This is a genomic window from Paenibacillus sp. ACRRX, assembly GCF_022346885.1.
Lineage (GTDB): Bacteria > Bacillota > Bacilli > Paenibacillales > Paenibacillaceae > Paenibacillus_B.
In genome coordinates this window covers 356,743-374,247 of sequence record NZ_JAKRNK010000005.1, presented here as the reverse complement: position 1 = coordinate 374,247, position 17,505 = coordinate 356,743, and the positions used below count along the sequence as shown (strand labels likewise).

Sequence of the window (17,505 nt, the reverse complement as noted above, 5' to 3'; positions counted from 1 at the left end):
GAAAACATGAAGAATAGGCAATATATAAGCATGATTGTTATTTTAGCCCTTTTAGCAAACACTATTATATATGTGATGCCGATAAATCAAATTTTTGCATTGCCTAACCCTCCCAAAAAACAAGTAAGTCCAAAACCAAAAATAATTAAGTCTGATAAAAGGAGATCAGTTCCTGGGGTCTATTGGTATCAATTAGACAATGGTAAATTTAAGGCTGATTATACGGGATCTAGTGCCATTGTTAATATGGGAGGGACGTGTGAAGCACCCTATCCCGTTTTGAGTGAAATTCCAGATGAGGTAGATTTATCGCGATGGCCAGCTACATCATGGTCCTATAATGGGAATGTTATATCTAGTAGTGCGGTAGATAACGTAGAGTTAGATACAGTCATGTGGATTTATACAGATACATACTATCCCGTTGGAGATCCTATAGTTATCGGGAAAAAAACAGCTAAGATTACGACTAAAACTGGGGGGGACAGAGAGAAAAGCCAATATGATGAGTTTATGAAACGGCCTAACGGATGTCCTAAAATGAGTGTCATGTATGAAACACCAGTTAACATTGTCTGGAAGGGTGAGATTTATGAAGAAAAAGAAATTGATGTTAACCCTGATTCCACTATTGGTGTAGGGGAACAGAAACAATTAAATGGCAGTGTGAGAACTAAAGCATGGGGGTCTGATGAATGGGGGATTTGGTATGATATCCGAACACGTTCAGAAACGAAATGGTCCTCAGAAGATGAATCAATTGCAACGGTTGATGCAAAAGGTGAAGTGACGGGCCAAAAGTCCGGAACGGTAAGAATAAGGGCTATTTGGGATAATGGTACATATCGGATATCTGATGATGCCATTATAAAAGTTACACAAGAACCTGGCCTAACTGTGGATTCTCATAAATTTTGTGTATCAGATGGTGCCGCTACGTTTCAACTAAAAGCCCATCTAACTAAGGCGGATGGGAGAACGTATGATCTAACTTCCCATACGAATTTAAGTTGGAGTAGCTCTAATAAGTCAATTGTCTCAATCGATCAATCAGGGAGAGTTACTTCACAAGGAGTTGAAGGAAGCAGCACCATAACCGCACATTTTAAAGATCCTACTCAAAACATAGACGAATTGAAAACCAGCACTGTTACAGTGGAAGATTGTGATCCTAAAGAAGACGGAGAATGCACATACATTATAGGTGCGCCGAGTAAAAGGAGTATAACTTCTGAGGGGGTAATGGTACCATCAGTGACCGGGATGTTAAGGGCTGATAACCGTGGAGCAGAAGTATTTAATGTAAACCAGGGAATACCTACATCTGAAAGCCTCTTTGCAAATGTATTGGGGATGAATTATTTATATCAAAGCAAGTGGGCCAATATGACAGGGCAGGTTACATACACTGTAACTGTAACGAAAGTTTATCATAAAACATGGACAATTCCAGCAGTTCCATCTACAGTGCCTGGAGTGCCTGGAATACCAGCTCAGCCTATGGAACTTGATGTCCCTGTTACGAAGAATATCGTTATAAAACGCGAGTACAACTACTGGCAGATCGATAATCTTGAGGTTTATAAATTGAATCGTGCTACCGTGTCTAATTATGCGCTGGGCGGATACGGTACTTTAATAACTCTAAATCCGCAAGGGTACACACCTCCGAATTTGGAATCGGACAACAAAGAGGCTGTCGATAGCCACGTCCATCCGCAGCCTTGCGGTAAGGTCAATCTAGGTAAGCAAACTGTACCCGGTGGGGCAACTGAACCCCTAACACCAACAGAAGACTCGTTATTTAAATCAAAAGCAGAGGCAGAAGTCAAGGAGAACAAAGTAAATAATGATAAGGTGGTGTTTAATGGAACTACGATCATGAATAATAATTTGGTGGATAAGACAGCACCCACACCAATAGGAATACCTCAGCCTGTTATGATTGATGAGAACGTCCTATATAAAGATAGATTGGTCATTAGTAACACACTTGTTAATAAACTGAATCAACCTACAACAGGCAAGATCTATTACGAGCTCATCCCAGGCAACATTAAAGGTGGGGCAGACAAGAGCTTTGACATTAACGGCATGAACACGGTCACTGTCCACACGCCTGTCGTTATTTATGCGAAAGCCACGGATGACAAGCCGCACAATCAGAAGACTAAGCCGAATCCCAATCGAGCCGCGTTTATTCTGGATCGACCGTTTTCCGTGTTTATGCCAACAAGCGGGCAGCATCGCAATATCCCTGGGTACGGGAATCGGGACTATGCCAAGTACTTCCGGATGAAAGAAGTACGGTTCCCATTTGACGTGTATACGGCGGATCGAGGAACTTTCTATCCGAAGCAGACCTGGATTACCATTCCAGTTACGCAGGAACGGGCCGACTTTTTTCTTCCGGTGTGGGTAGACGAAGGCGATTATACGGTCGAATTCCGGAGCACGGCGGAGAATGCTCCGTCAGATGTGACAGATCAGCGCAATGCCAATACGGATTTGCAGCATCACAGGGCTTCGGATACGATTCCGATTGAAGTGATCGGACGGCTGTACGACTTCAAGATTACGGACATCGCCGATTATAACTGGTCCTCTGTGTTCCGCCAGAACAATGGAACAACACCAAAAGGAACCTCCTATTGGGTAGGCAAAGGGGATATCGATGGTGAACCGCGAGGCAACAACAATCCGTATGTGCTCAGCATAGCCCCAGGCAGTCATCCCAATAGCGGCTACAAGAACGTGGCTGTTAAGACAGGTTACCATTTTAAGTTCGAGCTAAAGTCAAAGGGGAATATGTTCGACAGCAAGGATGGCGTTAGAATTACGCCCAATTTCTACTTTGTGGACAAGACAGGCACGAAACGCCAAGCGGTAGACTTGTATTACCACTCGAACACCAAGCGGTTTGTGCGAATCGGATCGCCAGATGATACGGAACGACGATATGTCATCTTGAATGACAGGATGCGTAATGTGTCGGAGCAGGAAATGACGGATACGGCTTTGTATATTTATGATCACTACTACACGTTTGGTCAGATCGGACATATGAGCCGAACGCAATTCGTACAGGAGTATATCCGAAAAGCCAAGGAGAAGACGCTCGTTGGAAAGTACAATTGGATGATCCTTCCTTATCAGGTGAGGACGTTGATTGGTCCGAAACAGATTCCAACAGGAGTTGACTACCAGCGGGCGTATGCCTCGGTGCAGAAATGGTACGGGGACTACAGTCTTCCAGCAGACGTGTATGCGGTGTCGAGAGGGACGAACCTAGCAGAGTATGGACGGAAGAACAAGCTGGACGAGAAGTCGCCCATTTTCCTGCGTAACGGTTATATCGTTGTTAACTTTAACTTGGAATCGATCCGGGACGGCAACGTAAATGCACCGCATTTACAGTACATCTACGGACCATTGATGAACCAATGGCAGCTGGAAGGATACCGTAACAGCTACACAGATCCTTATGGTAACCGCTTTAGTCTGTCAGATGGGGATATCATATTCTACCATGGTGACAAGTCAAGTCGGGATGACTTTGATGCACAGGTGCCGCATTAGGCACGGAATGGGTCATGAACAACAAGGCTTCGGCACAAGAAAAAGGACAGTCTCGCGAGTAGAGACTGTCCTTTTTCTAATACCTTCAATAGGCTACAGCGACTTCGGCCTTGTAGGCTTAATGTTATCCAGGTCGTCTGCTTCTACAAGCAGCTTTAGCAGGTTCAGCTTGTTATCCCAGAAGCGCTCGTAATAAGCAAGCCAATCCTTGAGCTCGCGCAGCGGCTCCGGCTGCAGATGGTAGCGCGTCTCGCGACCGATCTTCTTGTCTTTGACAAGGCCTGCTTCTGCCAGCACACGCAAATGCTTCGACACGGCTGTGCGACTCATTGGAAAGTGACTGCTGATCGCAGTGACAGGCATCTCCTGATCCGCTAACAGACGCAGCAGCTTACGCCGAGTTGGATCGGCGATCGCTTGAAAGACATCATGTTTTGGTGCGGAAGTCATTAAGCCTCCACCAATTCGCGCAATCTTGGCAGCACAGCTGATTCCCAACCGTTGTTCATCCGGTTGCGAACTTCAGCGTGCGACATACCCACTTCAGTGCTGGTATTTTCTTTCCATCCTCCGTGGGTAAGCGTGAATTCTGTCGTGCCATCTGCGCCTTCCTTTAATTCAAATGTAATGATCCAATCCGGTCCCCACGTAAATTCCAGCTTGTGCGGCGGGTCAATTACTGTCACCTTGCATGGTGACACACCGTAAGGGGAGTGAATCGAGAATGGATGCCCAAGCACAGGTTCGAAGTCATTAGGCATAAACCAGGCTGCGATATTTGCACCAGTGGCTACGGTCTCCCACACTTTTTGGATGGGGGCGTTTAATGTAATGGTCTTGATAATATCGGGAAGTGATTGCTGCTGTGTCATGATGAACCTCCATTTTAAATGTAGTGGAAAAATAAGGTGATGAAGTGTGGCTACAGTTGAATGTTCCATGTTCCATCATTTAAAAAATGACGGATGGGTGCTCTGAAATTCGTGCTAACCGCGATCAAATACAAACTTTCTTATTAGTGTGCTTATTATATGATATAATATGAAACCATTTGGTTTCAAGTTAATGGCTCTGGTAAATTTTTTAGGAGTATGGAGTAAGGCTCAAACATGGAAATTTGATTCAATTACACTTGAAGCATGGATGTTGAAAAATAAAATTAAGATGGGGAAAAGTTATTATTCATCGCTGCAAGAAGATGTTGTTCTACTAAGTCTCCCTCAAGATTGGGGCAAATAAACATGAAGTCGCATGATCAAACTGTTTATGGTTAATGAGCTGTAATCCATAATAGCGATGGCGTAAACGAACTGAATATGTGGAAAAGACAAAACTGCTATCAACATATAAAAAAAGAGATAGCGCCCTACCATTAGGATAGGGAGCGCTATCTCCTCGTTTATGCTTTATACTGAAATTTACTTCGACATCGAGTAAGGCAGCTTCTCGATCTCGGCCACTTCCGCTTGCGCTTTGTCGCTCATACTGAACTGGATCGTGCCGCCAGCCGTCAGCTGCTCGTGCGTGAAGTACAGCTTCTCAACGTCCGTGCCGTTCAGCTTGACGCCAGCAACGTACTTGTTGTCCGCGGAATTATTGTCCGCTTGAATGACGATCTGCTTGCCGCTTTCCAGATGAACGGTCATCTTATCGAAGTACGGCGTACCGATCACGTATTCAGGGACACCAGGGCTGAGCGGGTACAAGCCCATGGCACCGAATACGTACCAGCCGCACAAGCTGCCGTTGTCCTCGTCACCAGGCAAGCCGTCAGGACGGGAGCTGAACAACTCGTCCATCGTCTTGCGCACCCATTGCTGCGTCAAGGCTGGGTAGCCCAGCGCCGTGTAGATGTACGGGAAATGGAAACTTGGCTGATTGCTGATTGCAAATTGGCCAAAATCGATCATCGCCATCTCGGACATCTCGTGAATCTCGAAGCCGTAGGAACCGACTTTGAACGCTGGGTCTGCGGCAAACAGCGCATCCAGACGTTCTTTACCGCCTGCACGACCGCCCATTAGCTCAGCGAGTCCGAGGAAGTCATGCTGAACTGCCCAACTGCTCTGATAAGCGCCGCCTTCTGTGTAAGGTCCGCCCCATAACGTTGGATCAAACGGTTCCAACCAACTGCCATCTTGCAGCTTGCCGCGCATAAAGCCAACAGATGGATCGTACAGGTTTTTATAATTTTTTGCCCGTTCCATCAGCTGCTCGTAATCTGCTTCACGGCCAAGATGTTTTGCAATTTGCGCTACACAGAAATCACCATATACGTAGTCCAGCGTATTGCATACACTTTCATGTGTATGAATATCGGCTGGCATATAGTTGAATTTCAAGTATTCACCCATGCCTTTGCGACCATATCGGTTGTCCTCAGATACCGTTGTAGCGTGCTTAAGCAAGCCTTCAAATGCTGCCTCTACGTCAAAATCCGTATTGCCTTTCACGATTGCATCTGCAAAAGAGACGTCAATCAGTGTGCCCGGCATCATGCTGCGTTCGCCTGGGGAGGCCCATTTTGGCATCCAACCAGCCTCATTATATGCATTTACCCAACCCTGCATCATTTCATTAACAAAGGAAGGATAGAGCAGGTTATATAACGGGAATGACGTACGGTAAGTATCCCAGAAGCCGATGTCTGCAAACAACGGGCCTGCTTCGATCTTGCCATTGTACGGACTGTAGTGAATCTGCTTGCCTTCAGCATCGTATTCGTGAATCGCATGCGGAAATAGCGATGTGCGATACAAGCAAGTATAGAAAGTTTTTAGTTTGTCTTCACTTTGGTCTTCGACTTCAATGACACCGAGCTGTTTTTCCCAAGCGGCTGTTGCCAATTGGTGCACTTCATCAAAGCTGCGTGCGCCAATTTCACGATCCAGATTCGTAAAGGCCTGTTCTTGGCTGATGAAGGATGTACTGATATTAACCTCGACAATGCCATTCTCAGGCAGGACGAGACCAACATGTGCGCCCATGCGTTCACCCATGCCCATCAAAGAAGCGACCGGCTTATTGTCGTTATCGGATAAACCGCTATTAGCAGCATCGATTGGACAGTTAAACTTCACAACAAAATACATGCGATAGTTGTCAGGCGTTCCGCCAGCTTTGGCAGTCGTATAGCCTGTCAATGTGCTGTTAGCCGGATCGATCAGCATTGCTGATTCGCCTGGGAACGGCGACAAAATAAAGCGGGCTTCATCGCGACGGTCGTAAGACAGGCGAATGCTGGAGCAGCGCTCAGTTGGCGCAAGTTCCATCGTCGTCTGATAACGAAGCAGGCGAACTTTAAAGTAATCAGGACGGACGATCATGTCCTGTTTGCGGAACGAAGAAGAACGCTCAGGCGCCCACACTTTTAAAGGCCCTGTTTGCGGCATAAAGGTCATATGGCCGTAATCACCAATCCAAGGGCTAGGCTGATGTGTGACGCGTATGCCTTCCAAACGGTTATGATGCGGACTGAACCACCAACCGCCACCGGCTTCGGTTGTTTGCGGCGCCCATGCGTTCATGGCAAATGGCATCGAGATTAGCGGCAGTGTGTTTCCATTTGAATAAGGATAAATGGAGTCTGTGCCTTGCAGCGGATTTACATATTTGATCAAGCTCATCTATATCGCTCCTTCAGTAAAATAAAGTCTTTTATGCGGATAACATCCATAACCATTCATGACATTTCTTTTCATTGCCATGAAGCGCGACCCATGTAATCACACCCAAATTCGCACACTATTGTACTTTGCTTTGTTTAGTGTTTGCTTATAATTGCAGGCTGTCATAAGTTGCACCTTCATTGTAGATAACAACAGGTAGGTGTACCTATCAATTTTTTAGAATATCTATCACTTTTGATGATAAAATGAAAAGGAAATGCCAAGCCCGAAATAAATAACATCAGATGGCACATTTAAAGGCATGACAGAAAGAGGATTTATCATGTTTCCATACAATTTACATGGTGACGAAGAGATTCATGGGGAATTCCCGTTCACTTTAAAAATACATCAGCTTGGCGTACCAGTACCTGCGCATGTTCACCACTTTATCGAGTATACGTATGCTTTTAAGGGCAGAGGTACAGAGATTATTAATGGCATGAAGAAAGAGCTGGTACCTGGCACGTTTACTTTACTGTTTCCCCATCAAGTACACGAGATAGACATCGAGCCTGGGGAAGAGCTGTTTCTGTATGTTGGTGCGATCGGGCTCAAGGCGTATTTTGGCGGTGATACCGTCTTCGATCTGCACCAATTGTTAAAGCAGGCTGAGTCAGATGCCAATACTACCTACAAGCTGGACGAGCAGACTGCGGCTGAAATGCTGCCTTTGCTGCAGCAAATGCATGAAGAAGTGCAGGAGGAGAAGCCTTGGAGTCGTGTGATGTTTCTGTCCAAGCTGGTACAGGTGTTTGTACTGTTCGACCGCTATCGGCAGGCTGCTGTGCAGTCAGAGGGGGGCGTACACGAAGGTGCGCCGTTGAAGGGAATGTGGGAGATTATTTCGTACTTGTATCAGAACTTTAAAGAGGATATTACACTGGAGACGCTTGCCCGACAGTTCAATTACAGCGTGTCCTATATAAGCGCATCCTTTAAGCAGGTTGTTGGGGAGAACTATTATTCATTCTTAGAACGTATTCGGATCGCCCATGCCTGCAATTTGCTTATTGGTACGGATATGAAAATTACGGACATTGCATACGAAGCAGGGTTCAAGTCTTATCCAACTTTTATTAGGGTATTTCAGTCTAGAATGAACATGGCGCCAACCGCGTATCGTAAGAACAAAGGGATTGCATTGGCATAAGAGGGGCGAATTTGCGCCCAAAACGAACAGCCTGCCGCAGATGGCGACAGGCTTGTTAGGATATTATGAAGTAGTTGAAATTCCAAGCTCTATTCGGTAAAATGAGCAATAACTTCTTATCGTATATACAATATGAATATTGTTGAATAGGGCTGTCTGATTGTTGATATGGCAGAATAGCAGAACGATTTTCCTCTAGAGAACCGACTTCATAAACTTCCCGATTCGATCCAGTGCTTCTACGAGATTTTCTGTTGAAGAGGCATAGGAGATACGGATATGCCCCTCGCCGCTTGCACCTAGCGCATTGCCTGGCACAACGGCAACTTTAGCTTCCCTTAATACTCGCTCTGCAAACTGCTCGGAGGAAAGGCCTGTATGTGTAATAGAAGGGAAGGCGTAGAACGCTCCTTTTGGTTCAAAGCATGGCAAGCCAATGTCAGACAAGCCTTTGACTACCAATCTTCTACGTTGATTGTATGAATCGACCATCGTCGTAATATCATCCTGACCTCGTCTCAGCGCATCAATGGCAGCTTTCTGGGCTGTAATCGGCGCACACAGCATCGTATATTGATGGATCTTGGTCATGGCTGCGATCACCTCGCGGTTGCCGCACACATAACCGAGTCTCCAACCGGTCATGGCGTATCCTTTGGAGAAACCATTGAGCAGAATGGTGTAATCCTTCATACCGGGAAGTGCTGCAAAGCAAGTATGTGTTCCTTCATAAGTTAACTTATCGTATACTTCGTCAGAAAGCACGATCAGACCGTGCTGCTGCACGACGGCAGCAATTCGCTCAAGCTCGACTTTTCCCATAATGGCCCCAGTCGGATTGTTCGGATAATTGATGATGATTGCTTTGGTACGCGGAGTAATCGCCGCTTCTACCTGCTCTGCTGTTAGTTGAAAATGCTGTTCCGCCGTAGTGCGAATCGGAACGGGCACGCCTCCCGCCATAATGGTGCAAGAAGAGTATGATACGTAGCACGGCTCCGGGATAAGCACCTCATCACCAGGACATATGATGGCGCGCAGCGCCAGATCCAACGCTTCACTGGTACCAACCGTGACCAATACCTCGTCTCGTGGTTCGTATTGAACGCTATAGTTATCCTGCAGATGGCTGGAAATCTCTTCACGGAGCTCCAGCAGACCTGCATTTGCCGTATACATCGTATACCCTTTCTCCAGAGAATAACAAGCCGATTCTCGGATCAATCGCGGCGTAACAAAGTCTGGCTCGCCCACACCAAGCGAGATGATGCCTGTTACCTCTGTAGCCAGATCGAAAAAACGCCGGATGCCAGAGGGCGGCAAATCCAAAATAACAGGCGATATCAAGGCATTCCATTTTAATGACAAGTGACCCACCAACCTTCTCAATAATAGAATTAACGATGTTCATTTACGGAGCTAAGGACCCAAAGACAACAAAAAAAGCCCTCATCCCTGAAAGGGACGAGAGCATGCTCACGCGGTACCACCCTAGTTGGCTGACAGATTCAGCCCACCTCGATCCCGATAACGGCGGGCAGCCGGCAATCTCCTACTCAAGTTCAGAGTGCAACTCAGGGAGGGCTTTCAATAAGGAGGATTCCCGGGCTCTCACTATCTCCGGTCGCTTTGCAATCAACAGCCTTACTTACTTTTCCCATCAACGTTCATATCGGTTATAAGTTGAGGAAAAATATATCACGAAAAGATTTGTATTGTCAATCTTTACTATTGGGATAAAGTGTGATAAATTTCTAGTAATATTTGAGTCTGTGACTAAAAAATACTATTTATTCAATATTTATTCATTGCATAATTATTTTATAGTGTTAATAAATAAACGTTTGCTAAGACACACTTTGGCGAGGAATCTTAGCAAACGTCTGGTTACGACCTATTGATTTAACAAAAAAAGATCGTAAATCTATTATACGGGTATGCATATTTTTTGTAAATCAATGGGTTATACCTCTACTCTTGACTTAGAAAGTGAGGTTGACCCGTCCATGACGTATGCGCTGCACAACGTTACCCATTCGTCTGTTCTGAAGAGTATTCATACCATCTGCACGTTAGGACCTGAGAATACCAATTGTGAGCTTGCCGCAAGAACCTGGTTTGATCGGATGGGAAAGTCAGGCGCCATATTATTATATCCAACTTTGGAAGAGGCGGTTGTTGATGTAAGGGAACAGCCGGGCACAGCCCTATTAGGGTGCGTGGTGTACCCCGATTTGCACAAAATCGTATTTTCCAACCTGGATAAGCTAGTGTTAATGGACTGCTTTATAATGCCCACTTACAAGATGGTTCTTGCCTCCAATACAAGCAGCCTGCACCGAGACCCTTCTATTGCAACTCATCCTGCCCCTTCAGGACTTGCCGCACAGCACACTACCGATATTCGCCTTGTCCCGAGCAATGCCCAAGCTGCGATTGATTGCGCAGCAGGGTTTGCAGATGCGTGCATTACGACTATTTCAGCAGCAGAACGACAAGGTTTGCACATCATGCACGATTACGGCGAAATACCCATGGGATTTACGATACATGCCCACACGACCACAGATTATGGGTAAATGGGGAGGTTCACGATGTCCAACGTACAGCTTAGCAAAACAGGATTAAAAATGTCAGAACTGACAGGCGTTCGTTCGATCATGAAAGATATCAAGGAGACAAATGAAACGGATACGCCAAGAGACTATGTCAACGTAAGTGCGGGCAATCCGTTAGTATTGCCTGAGGTAGAGGCGTTGTGGCGCAAATATGCACATGAGTTGCTTGAGGGTCAGGAATTCGGAGAAATTATCGGACGTTACGGCTCCAGCCAAGGGTATGAACCGTTCATTGATGCCATTGTTCACTGGTTTAATGTGGAGTACGGCTGGAACTTGACGAAGCATAATGTACTCGTCACGCCAGGCAGTCAGTCGTTGTACTTTATGGCGGCCAATGCTTTCAGCGGCCCTGATGAAGAGGGCAACCAGCGTTCGCTAGTGCTGCCACTATGTCCTGACTACACGGGCTATGGCGGCGTAGTGTTGTCCAAGGACGTGCTGAAGACGTATAAGCCAACGCTTGATATCCAAGAGAAGCATCGCTTTAAATATCGGCCGGATATCGATAAGTTGAAGATTGACAAGTCTGTAGGTGCCGTCTTGTTCTCCCGTCCTTGCAATCCAAGTGGGAATTTAATGACAGAGCAGGAAGTTGATCGGATTGTAGCGATGTGCGCGGAGCAGGATGTGCCGGTCATTATCGACTCGGCTTATGCGCCGCCATTTCCGGACATGGTATTTACCGATATGACACCGGTATGGGGAGAGAACGTGATCCACTGTGTCAGCTTGTCAAAAGTAGGGCTCCCAGGTGAACGTATCGGGGTAGCGATTGCAAGCGAGAAGTACATTCAACTGCTGGAAGCGTTCCAATCGAACATGAATATTCATTCATCGCGATTTGGTCAGGCGCTCGCAGCCAGAGCCATTATGACAGGTGAATTGGCAGAGGTGTCTACGAACGTCATTAAGACGTTCTACCATAAGCGATTCCTGATCTGGGAATCGGCATTAGACCGCCTGATGCCAGACGAAGTACCTTGGCATCTGCATGTAGGCGAGGGATCCATCTTCGCATGGATGTGGTTTAAAGATTTGCCGATCAGCGATGCGGAGCTCTATGTTGAGCTGAAGCAGGAAGGCATGATCGTGGTTCCAGGCTCTACGTTCTTCAGCGGGCTTAACGAACCGTGGAGCCATATCAAGGAGTGCATCCGAATCAGCTTGACGGCAAGCGAAGAAGAATTGGAGCGAGGCGTGGCTATTTTGGCTAAAGTCATTGCTCGTGTATATCAACAGGCTGGTATTACGACCAGATAGCACAATGAGAGAGAACGTTTAAGTAAGATCACGATTGATGGAAGGGGATGAAGCCATGGCATTTATGACAGTGGATTCCGTGTCGAAGGAGTTCCAGGTGGAAGTGAAGCAGCGAGGTGTCATGGGCAAGCTGCGCAGCCTTGTTCGTCCACATATTGTTACTCGCCAGGCCGTTCGTAATATTTCTTTCTCTGTAGACGAGGGAGAGATTATTGGATATTTGGGTCCCAACGGCGCCGGCAAATCTACGATGATCAAGATGCTGTGCGGCATCCTTCATCCAAGCTCCGGTCATATTCGGGTCAATGGCTGCACCCCCTACATCGAGCGTCGTAAGTACTCAATGGCAATTGGGGTTGTTTTTGGCCAACGAAGTCAATTGTGGTGGGATTTGCCTGCAATTGACTCGTTGGAGCTCTACAAAGACATCTATAAAGTGTCTTCAACAAGCTATAAGCGAAGTCTCGACGAGTTTAACGAATTGTTAGACCTGCACGAATTTGCGCATACACCTGTGCGTCAGCTAAGTTTAGGCCAGCGTATGCGGATGGAGCTTGCTGCCGCTATGCTGCATCACCCTCAAATTTTGTTTCTGGATGAACCAACTATTGGTCTTGATATTATGGTGAAGGAAAAGATCAGGGACTTTATCCTGCAGTGGAACAAACAACGCAAGACGACAGTTATCTTGACGACGCACGACGTGATTGACATCGAGCGGCTGTGCAATCGGATTCTAATTATTAACAGCGGCGAGATGGCGTTTGACGGTTCGGCGAAAGAGCTGGAGCAGCTGTATAGCAAGGAGAAGCAAATTATCGTCACGTTTAAAGAAGCAATCGATCGACTGCCGCCATTGCTGCGTACGACTGTACAGCGTCGGGAAGGCAACCAGCTATGCTTTGCGGTAGAACGAAGTGAAGACGTGCAGGAAGTGATCAAGCGTATCGTTAACAGTTATGAGGTTACGGATATTCAGATCCGTGGAGCAGATTTGGAAAGCATCATCAAGCATGTGTATCAGACGGGAAAAAAGGATGTCGTCCATGAAGTCGTATATTCGCATTTTTCATAAAACGATTTCCACTTCTTTTGTGTATAGATCTAATTTGTATATGCCGATGCTGGCGTACTTTGTATTTGTATTCCTTCAGTACTCACTCTGGTCTGCTGTATTTGCCTTAAACGAACCGAAGGGCACTACGATTTCGCAGATGATGACCTATATTTTTATCGGCATGATGATCCGTTTTCTAACGACGGCTTCTGCTTCCGATCAACTGTCTCAGGAGATCAGGGAGGGGAAGATTGAGCTTATGCTGATCAGGCCGTATAATTTGTTTTTGTTTTTCTTCGCGAAGCAGTTGGCGCGGATCGTGGTTGATTTTATTAGCAAAGGCCTCCCTTTACTATTCATCAGCCTATTGTTTTTATCTCCTTTCATACAGATTCCCTATAATCTATCCAACTGGCTTTACTTCGGATTCTGCTGTATGAATGCGGTGTTAATCGCTTTTTGTATGGATTACATCATCGGACTTATGGCCTTTTGGATTATCGAAACTTGGCAGCTTCGATTTCTCATTCAAGACATCGGCAACGTATTTTCCGGCGTGTTTATTCCACTTTGGTTTTTCTCGGATACCTTTCTTTGGATAGCCAATTTACTCCCATATCCTTATTTATACTTCTATCCCATTAACGTGCTGCTGGGCAATGTAGATCACGCGAGCTTTCTGTCGCTTACTCTTATCGGGCTGTCTTGGAGTATCGGTCTTGTAGGCGTTATTATGCTGATGTGGCATTTTTGCAAATCTCGGATTGTCATTCAAGGAGGGTAAGCCGTGATTCGCGATCATGCAGCATTGTACCGTAAATTTATTATGAAATATGCAAAAGCCAAGCTGGAATACAAAATCCCGCTTACGTTAGATATCGTAGCCAACATCGTGAATTCGCTCAGCTTTGTCTCCGTCGTTTATTTTTTAATGAACCATTTTAGTACGCTTGATGATTGGCAGCTGAACGAGGTCATGCTGATGTTTGGCTTTGGATTGCTATCCTGGGGATTGGCTGGCATGCTATTTTGGGCTCCGGTCATGCAATTGGAACAGTTGATTATTACAGGGCAGTTTGACCATTTTCTATTAAAGCCGCTGCATCCACTGCTCCACCTGATGTTCCGTCACTTCCAGCATACGTTTCTCGGTCAGACCCTGGTTGGCATGGGTCTGCTGTACTACTCCCTGCAGCACCTGTCCATATGGTTGACACCTTTGTTTATCCTCAATGGCATCTATCTGTTAATCAACTCCGTGCTTGTACAATCCGCCATCTTGATCGCACTTAGCTCACTGAACTTTTTTGTCAAAAAGCCGCTCGTATTTTCGATGATGGTTGTGGTTGATCTACAAGTTATTTCACGCTACCCTGTTTCAATTTATCACCAAGGGTTGCAGTTTATCGTCAGCTTTGTTGTTCCATATATTTTTGTTTCTTATTACCCAGTCGTCATCTTGACGCGAGGCGTAAACAGTGAGCCGCTGCTGTGGGTGACGTATGTGATCGGCCCGATGTTGGTTACGTTATCTTGTCTGTTATTTAATTACGGCGTCAAACGTTATGACGGCGCGGGCAGTTAGCAGCCACATACATTGATGGAGGTGTTAAACATGTTATTAACAGCAGTAGAGCCCGCACAATATGTGAGGCAGCATATTGTGCCTATTGTGAATGAGTTCCGTAAACTACAACAGCCCGATGGCCGTGTCAAAGCGAATTATGAAATAGCAGATGAATGGTTGGACAAGCTTCTGCCGTCTGTTCGACATATATATGAGATCTTGCTAATGCCAGAGATGGCAGAGGCGTTTGAAGCCGACATTGCAGAGTGGCGGCAAAATGGGCTTGAATCCATTCCATATTTCGATCATTCATTAAAATGTTTTGTACCACCTGCTGCGCAAACCTTTTCTTTTATTATTGCGCCGTTAGTAGCGACAAATGGGCCTGCACCGAAAGGACATTTTCTCGAATGCTTTCTGGTCCTGCGCGAAGAACCAGTTGAATTGGAAGGCGTTGCGGCGATGCTCCCGCATCCGAAAAATGGATGTCAGTCTTGTCGACTGATTACAGGTTCGACAGGTATTATGATGGGCAACTGCATCGTGTTTTTTCCGGAAAATATTAAAACTAAGGAAAAGGTAGAGAGTCAATCATTTGCCATGTTTTTCTTTAACAAATTCCAGCTTATTTACTTGACGGAAACGTTCCCGCGAGTAATGCAGTTGTTTGGTACGGGATGGGTGTCTGATGCTCTTTCCACTGAATCGGTGTATCGTGCTCGATCCGTATGGGGATATCTGCACGATTATTACCATCATAATGGCCCTCGCCCGTTTGATACCAATTTACAGGTGAAGTTGAACTTTTTCGTTGGTATTTTGGAAGAAATTAAGGTGGATTGTCAGTCCGTAGTAGCTGCTTGTGAGTTGGATGTGCCCTTTGGAAGAGAGATTGCAGAGTATATATTATTTGAGCGGATGCTTCGTTATCCGAATCAGCCGGATGCAAAGACCAACTTTGATGCGGGGACAGGACTATTTTTGTTTGAATGGTTAATTCGAAATGGCACCTGTTTCGAAGTTTCTGAGCAGGGATTGCGGTTAAGTCTGGAACAATGTGTGAAGGATATTAAGCGGCTAGTAAACGAAATAGAGGACATTGAACGTATTGAGGATGATGAGCAGTTTAAGACGGAAGCAAAGCGGTATGTAAGGCAGTATTTGCCGGAGGGTATTGGCAAGGAGAAGTTTGCTATACCGGACATGTATGCCCGCTATATTGGTCATACATTCGGGGAACCCAAACTGTTAGACTTTTCTCAATTGCCGTATTAACGGATGCTAGGGTATTACCATTAAGTAGGTGTGGGGGATTACTTATGAACCTTGCGGATGAGATCAGACAGGTTGTTCTAGAAATATTAGTGATAGATACAGATCAGCACATGCCGGATGAGAATATCCCGCTTAAACAGTATGGCATGGATTCTGTCGCTATGATTCGGCTGGCGGTTGCTGTGGAGAAGCGATTTGGTGTGAAGTTTAAAGGTAGGGACCTGCTAGAACGCAACTTTACTTCTATTGGTGAGATTATGAAGCTAGTGTTGAACAAGCAGCAAGGTGCTATTAGAGTGCCAGAATAAGATAGAACGAGGTGATCCAATTGAGCAGCAGCTTGCTGAAAGCAGTTGAGCATGCAGGCAAATATTTTAATTGCTGGAAATATGAACTGAGCGGCTATTTGAATGGTAGAGGGCTGCCTGTCGATTATTTATTTTACAATGCATTAGAAAGCTCGGATCAAGTGCTTGCCCAAATCATGCAGCAGAAGAAAAACCGTTGGATATATGACACGTCATGCTTGCGCGACGAAGCACAGCTGCACCTCATTGGCGTCAGCCTAGTACGGAAACAATTTGAAACGTTCGAACAACTTGCTGCACTTGTTCCGAAGGTAACAGATAACTCGAGTTCGATCTTGCTGCTGCTGGATTCTTTCTATGTTCCGCACAAAGAACATTACCAAACCGCTCATACCCCTCACTCTTACGTTATTACATCTTATCAGTACGATGACATACTACAGGATACAGTCTATAACTTGGTGGATATTGTCATAGATGATTATGGGGACTTCCCATACGCTGCGTCGGATTTGAAGCAAATGTATGAGTGCAGCCTGCCAACGAATCGCGCCGTAGCATACTTTGACATTGGACAGGACAGCCGCATTCAAAAGGAACAAATATTGGACGCATATAGTAGTCATCTGAGGCAGCACACCGACAGCTGCGCGCTGCATGATCAAGTGATTTCTGGATTTGATAGCTTTGATTGGTTCACAGATCATCAGGAACGGCTGTACCATTTGGACATGGCGTATACCTTTCTGGCAGGCTCCCGTTATTTGTACGCTAGATTCCTGAAGATTATGGGATTTCAAGCAGCAGGTGAGGCTTACTATGAAGCTGGCGAGCAAGCAGAAAGTCTATCGAATATGTATAGACGATATGGACTAATTGACGAAGTCGACAGTGAGGAGCTAGTAGAGGAATGCAAACGGATGAAAGAGCTGGATCAGGAAGCGTTGTTTGCCGCGCGTCAACAAGCCTTCATATCTGGATAAGAGGGTGATACAGCAAAGGATAGGGGAGAGGAGG

15 protein-coding genes and 1 other annotated feature are annotated in these 17,505 nt (G+C 45.8%); of the genes, 11 read left to right on the top strand and 4 right to left on the bottom strand.

Annotation, left to right across the window (positions count from 1 at the left end; genetic code table 11):
* The first annotated feature begins 246 nt into the window (after positions 1-246).
* Positions 247-3,579: a DUF5704 domain-containing protein gene (locus tag MH117_RS17170; RefSeq protein WP_239330471.1), complete on the top strand. Its 3,333-nt coding sequence runs from the start codon at positions 247-249 to the stop codon at positions 3,577-3,579.
* Positions 3,580-3,672: 93 nt separating this feature from the next.
* Here the strand turns inward: MH117_RS17170 and MH117_RS17165 are convergent, their stop codons facing one another.
* Both MH117_RS17165 and MH117_RS17160 read right to left on the bottom strand, forming a co-directional pair.
* On the bottom strand, positions 3,673-4,029 hold the full coding sequence (locus tag MH117_RS17165) for an ArsR/SmtB family transcription factor (protein WP_239330468.1): 357 nt from the start codon (positions 4,027-4,029) through the stop codon (positions 3,673-3,675).
* Positions 4,029-4,451 carry an SRPBCC family protein gene (locus MH117_RS17160; protein ID WP_239330465.1) on the bottom strand — a complete coding sequence of 141 codons (423 nt, stop codon included), beginning with the start codon at positions 4,449-4,451 and terminating at the stop codon, positions 4,029-4,031. The genes MH117_RS17165 and MH117_RS17160 overlap by 1 nt, the downstream gene beginning before the upstream one ends.
* Positions 4,452-4,620: 169 nt before the next feature.
* On the opposite strand from MH117_RS17160, the gene MH117_RS17155 reads away from it, so the two are divergent.
* On the top strand, positions 4,621-4,818 hold the full coding sequence (locus MH117_RS17155; protein ID WP_239330463.1) for a hypothetical protein: 198 nt from the start codon (positions 4,621-4,623) through the stop codon (positions 4,816-4,818).
* A gap of 179 nt (positions 4,819-4,997) precedes the next feature.
* On the opposite strand, the gene MH117_RS17150 is transcribed toward MH117_RS17155, so the two are convergent.
* Positions 4,998-7,205: a GH92 family glycosyl hydrolase gene (locus MH117_RS17150; protein ID WP_239330461.1), complete on the bottom strand. Its 2,208-nt coding sequence runs from the start codon at positions 7,203-7,205 to the stop codon at positions 4,998-5,000.
* A 325-nt stretch (positions 7,206-7,530) separates the two neighbouring features.
* On the opposite strand from MH117_RS17150, the gene MH117_RS17145 reads away from it, so the two are divergent.
* A complete protein-coding gene (locus MH117_RS17145; RefSeq protein ID WP_239330459.1) occupies positions 7,531-8,400 on the top strand; it encodes an AraC family transcriptional regulator in 870 nt (289 codons plus the stop codon).
* A 195-nt stretch (positions 8,401-8,595) separates the two neighbouring features.
* Here the strand turns inward: MH117_RS17145 and MH117_RS17140 are convergent, their stop codons facing one another.
* Entirely contained in the window at positions 8,596-9,768 is a 1,173-nt protein-coding gene (locus MH117_RS17140) for an aminotransferase class I/II-fold pyridoxal phosphate-dependent enzyme (protein ID WP_239330457.1), read from the bottom strand.
* Between the two features lie 89 nt (positions 9,769-9,857).
* Positions 9,858-10,073, bottom strand: a binding site (T-box leader).
* A 285-nt stretch (positions 10,074-10,358) separates the two neighbouring features.
* Between MH117_RS17140 and MH117_RS17135 the strand changes: the two genes are divergently transcribed.
* From MH117_RS17135 to MH117_RS17100, 8 genes are read left to right on the top strand one after another with little or no spacing between them, the layout of a single operon-like run.
* Entirely contained in the window at positions 10,359-10,979 is a 621-nt protein-coding gene (locus tag MH117_RS17135) for a type 2 periplasmic-binding domain-containing protein (protein ID WP_239330455.1), read from the top strand.
* A gap of 15 nt (positions 10,980-10,994) precedes the next feature.
* A complete protein-coding gene (locus MH117_RS17130) occupies positions 10,995-12,281 on the top strand; it encodes a valine--pyruvate transaminase (protein ID WP_239330453.1) in 1,287 nt (428 codons plus the stop codon).
* A 55-nt stretch (positions 12,282-12,336) separates the two neighbouring features.
* Complete coding sequence (locus MH117_RS17125; protein ID WP_239330451.1) at positions 12,337-13,356, top strand: ABC transporter ATP-binding protein; 1,020 nt, start codon at positions 12,337-12,339, stop codon at positions 13,354-13,356.
* Positions 13,328-14,122, top strand: a complete 795-nt coding sequence (locus MH117_RS17120) for an ABC transporter permease (RefSeq protein WP_239330449.1) — start codon at positions 13,328-13,330, stop codon at positions 14,120-14,122. The genes MH117_RS17125 and MH117_RS17120 overlap by 29 nt, the downstream gene beginning before the upstream one ends.
* A gap of 3 nt (positions 14,123-14,125) precedes the next feature.
* Positions 14,126-14,923: an ABC transporter permease gene (locus MH117_RS17115; protein ID WP_239330447.1), complete on the top strand. Its 798-nt coding sequence runs from the start codon at positions 14,126-14,128 to the stop codon at positions 14,921-14,923.
* Positions 14,924-14,953: 30 nt separating this feature from the next.
* The gene (locus MH117_RS17110; RefSeq protein ID WP_239330445.1) at positions 14,954-16,180 is read left to right on the top strand and encodes a DUF6421 family protein; all 1,227 of its coding nucleotides are present in this window, start codon (positions 14,954-14,956) and stop codon (positions 16,178-16,180) included.
* A gap of 44 nt (positions 16,181-16,224) precedes the next feature.
* Positions 16,225-16,488: an acyl carrier protein gene (locus MH117_RS17105; RefSeq protein ID WP_239330442.1), complete on the top strand. Its 264-nt coding sequence runs from the start codon at positions 16,225-16,227 to the stop codon at positions 16,486-16,488.
* Positions 16,489-16,508: 20 nt separating this feature from the next.
* On the top strand, positions 16,509-17,471 hold the full coding sequence (locus tag MH117_RS17100) for a hypothetical protein (RefSeq protein ID WP_239330441.1): 963 nt from the start codon (positions 16,509-16,511) through the stop codon (positions 17,469-17,471).
* Positions 17,472-17,505: the final 34 nt, after the last annotated feature.

Bases quoted from the DNA above. Each gene is read 5' to 3' on its own strand.
- MH117_RS17130 (WP_239330453.1), top strand. From the start codon at position 10,995: ATGTCCAACGTACAGCTTAGCAAAACAGGATTAAAAATGTCAGAACTG.
- MH117_RS17135 (WP_239330455.1), top strand. From the start codon at position 10,359: ATGGGTTATACCTCTACTCTTGACTTAGAAAGTGAGGTTGACCCGTCC.
- MH117_RS17120 (WP_239330449.1), top strand. From the start codon at position 13,328: ATGAAGTCGTATATTCGCATTTTTCATAAAACGATTTCCACTTCTTTT.
- MH117_RS17150 (WP_239330461.1), bottom strand. From the start codon at position 7,205: ATGAGCTTGATCAAATATGTAAATCCGCTGCAAGGCACAGACTCCATT.
- MH117_RS17170 (WP_239330471.1), top strand. From the start codon at position 247: ATGGGAGGGACGTGTGAAGCACCCTATCCCGTTTTGAGTGAAATTCCA.
- MH117_RS17110 (WP_239330445.1), top strand. From the start codon at position 14,954: ATGTTATTAACAGCAGTAGAGCCCGCACAATATGTGAGGCAGCATATT.
- MH117_RS17155 (WP_239330463.1), top strand. From the start codon at position 4,621: ATGAAACCATTTGGTTTCAAGTTAATGGCTCTGGTAAATTTTTTAGGA.
- MH117_RS17125 (WP_239330451.1), top strand. From the start codon at position 12,337: ATGGCATTTATGACAGTGGATTCCGTGTCGAAGGAGTTCCAGGTGGAA.
- MH117_RS17160 (WP_239330465.1), bottom strand. From the start codon at position 4,451: ATGACACAGCAGCAATCACTTCCCGATATTATCAAGACCATTACATTA.
- MH117_RS17165 (WP_239330468.1), bottom strand. From the start codon at position 4,029: ATGACTTCCGCACCAAAACATGATGTCTTTCAAGCGATCGCCGATCCA.
- MH117_RS17105 (WP_239330442.1), top strand. From the start codon at position 16,225: ATGAACCTTGCGGATGAGATCAGACAGGTTGTTCTAGAAATATTAGTG.
- MH117_RS17145 (WP_239330459.1), top strand. From the start codon at position 7,531: ATGTTTCCATACAATTTACATGGTGACGAAGAGATTCATGGGGAATTC.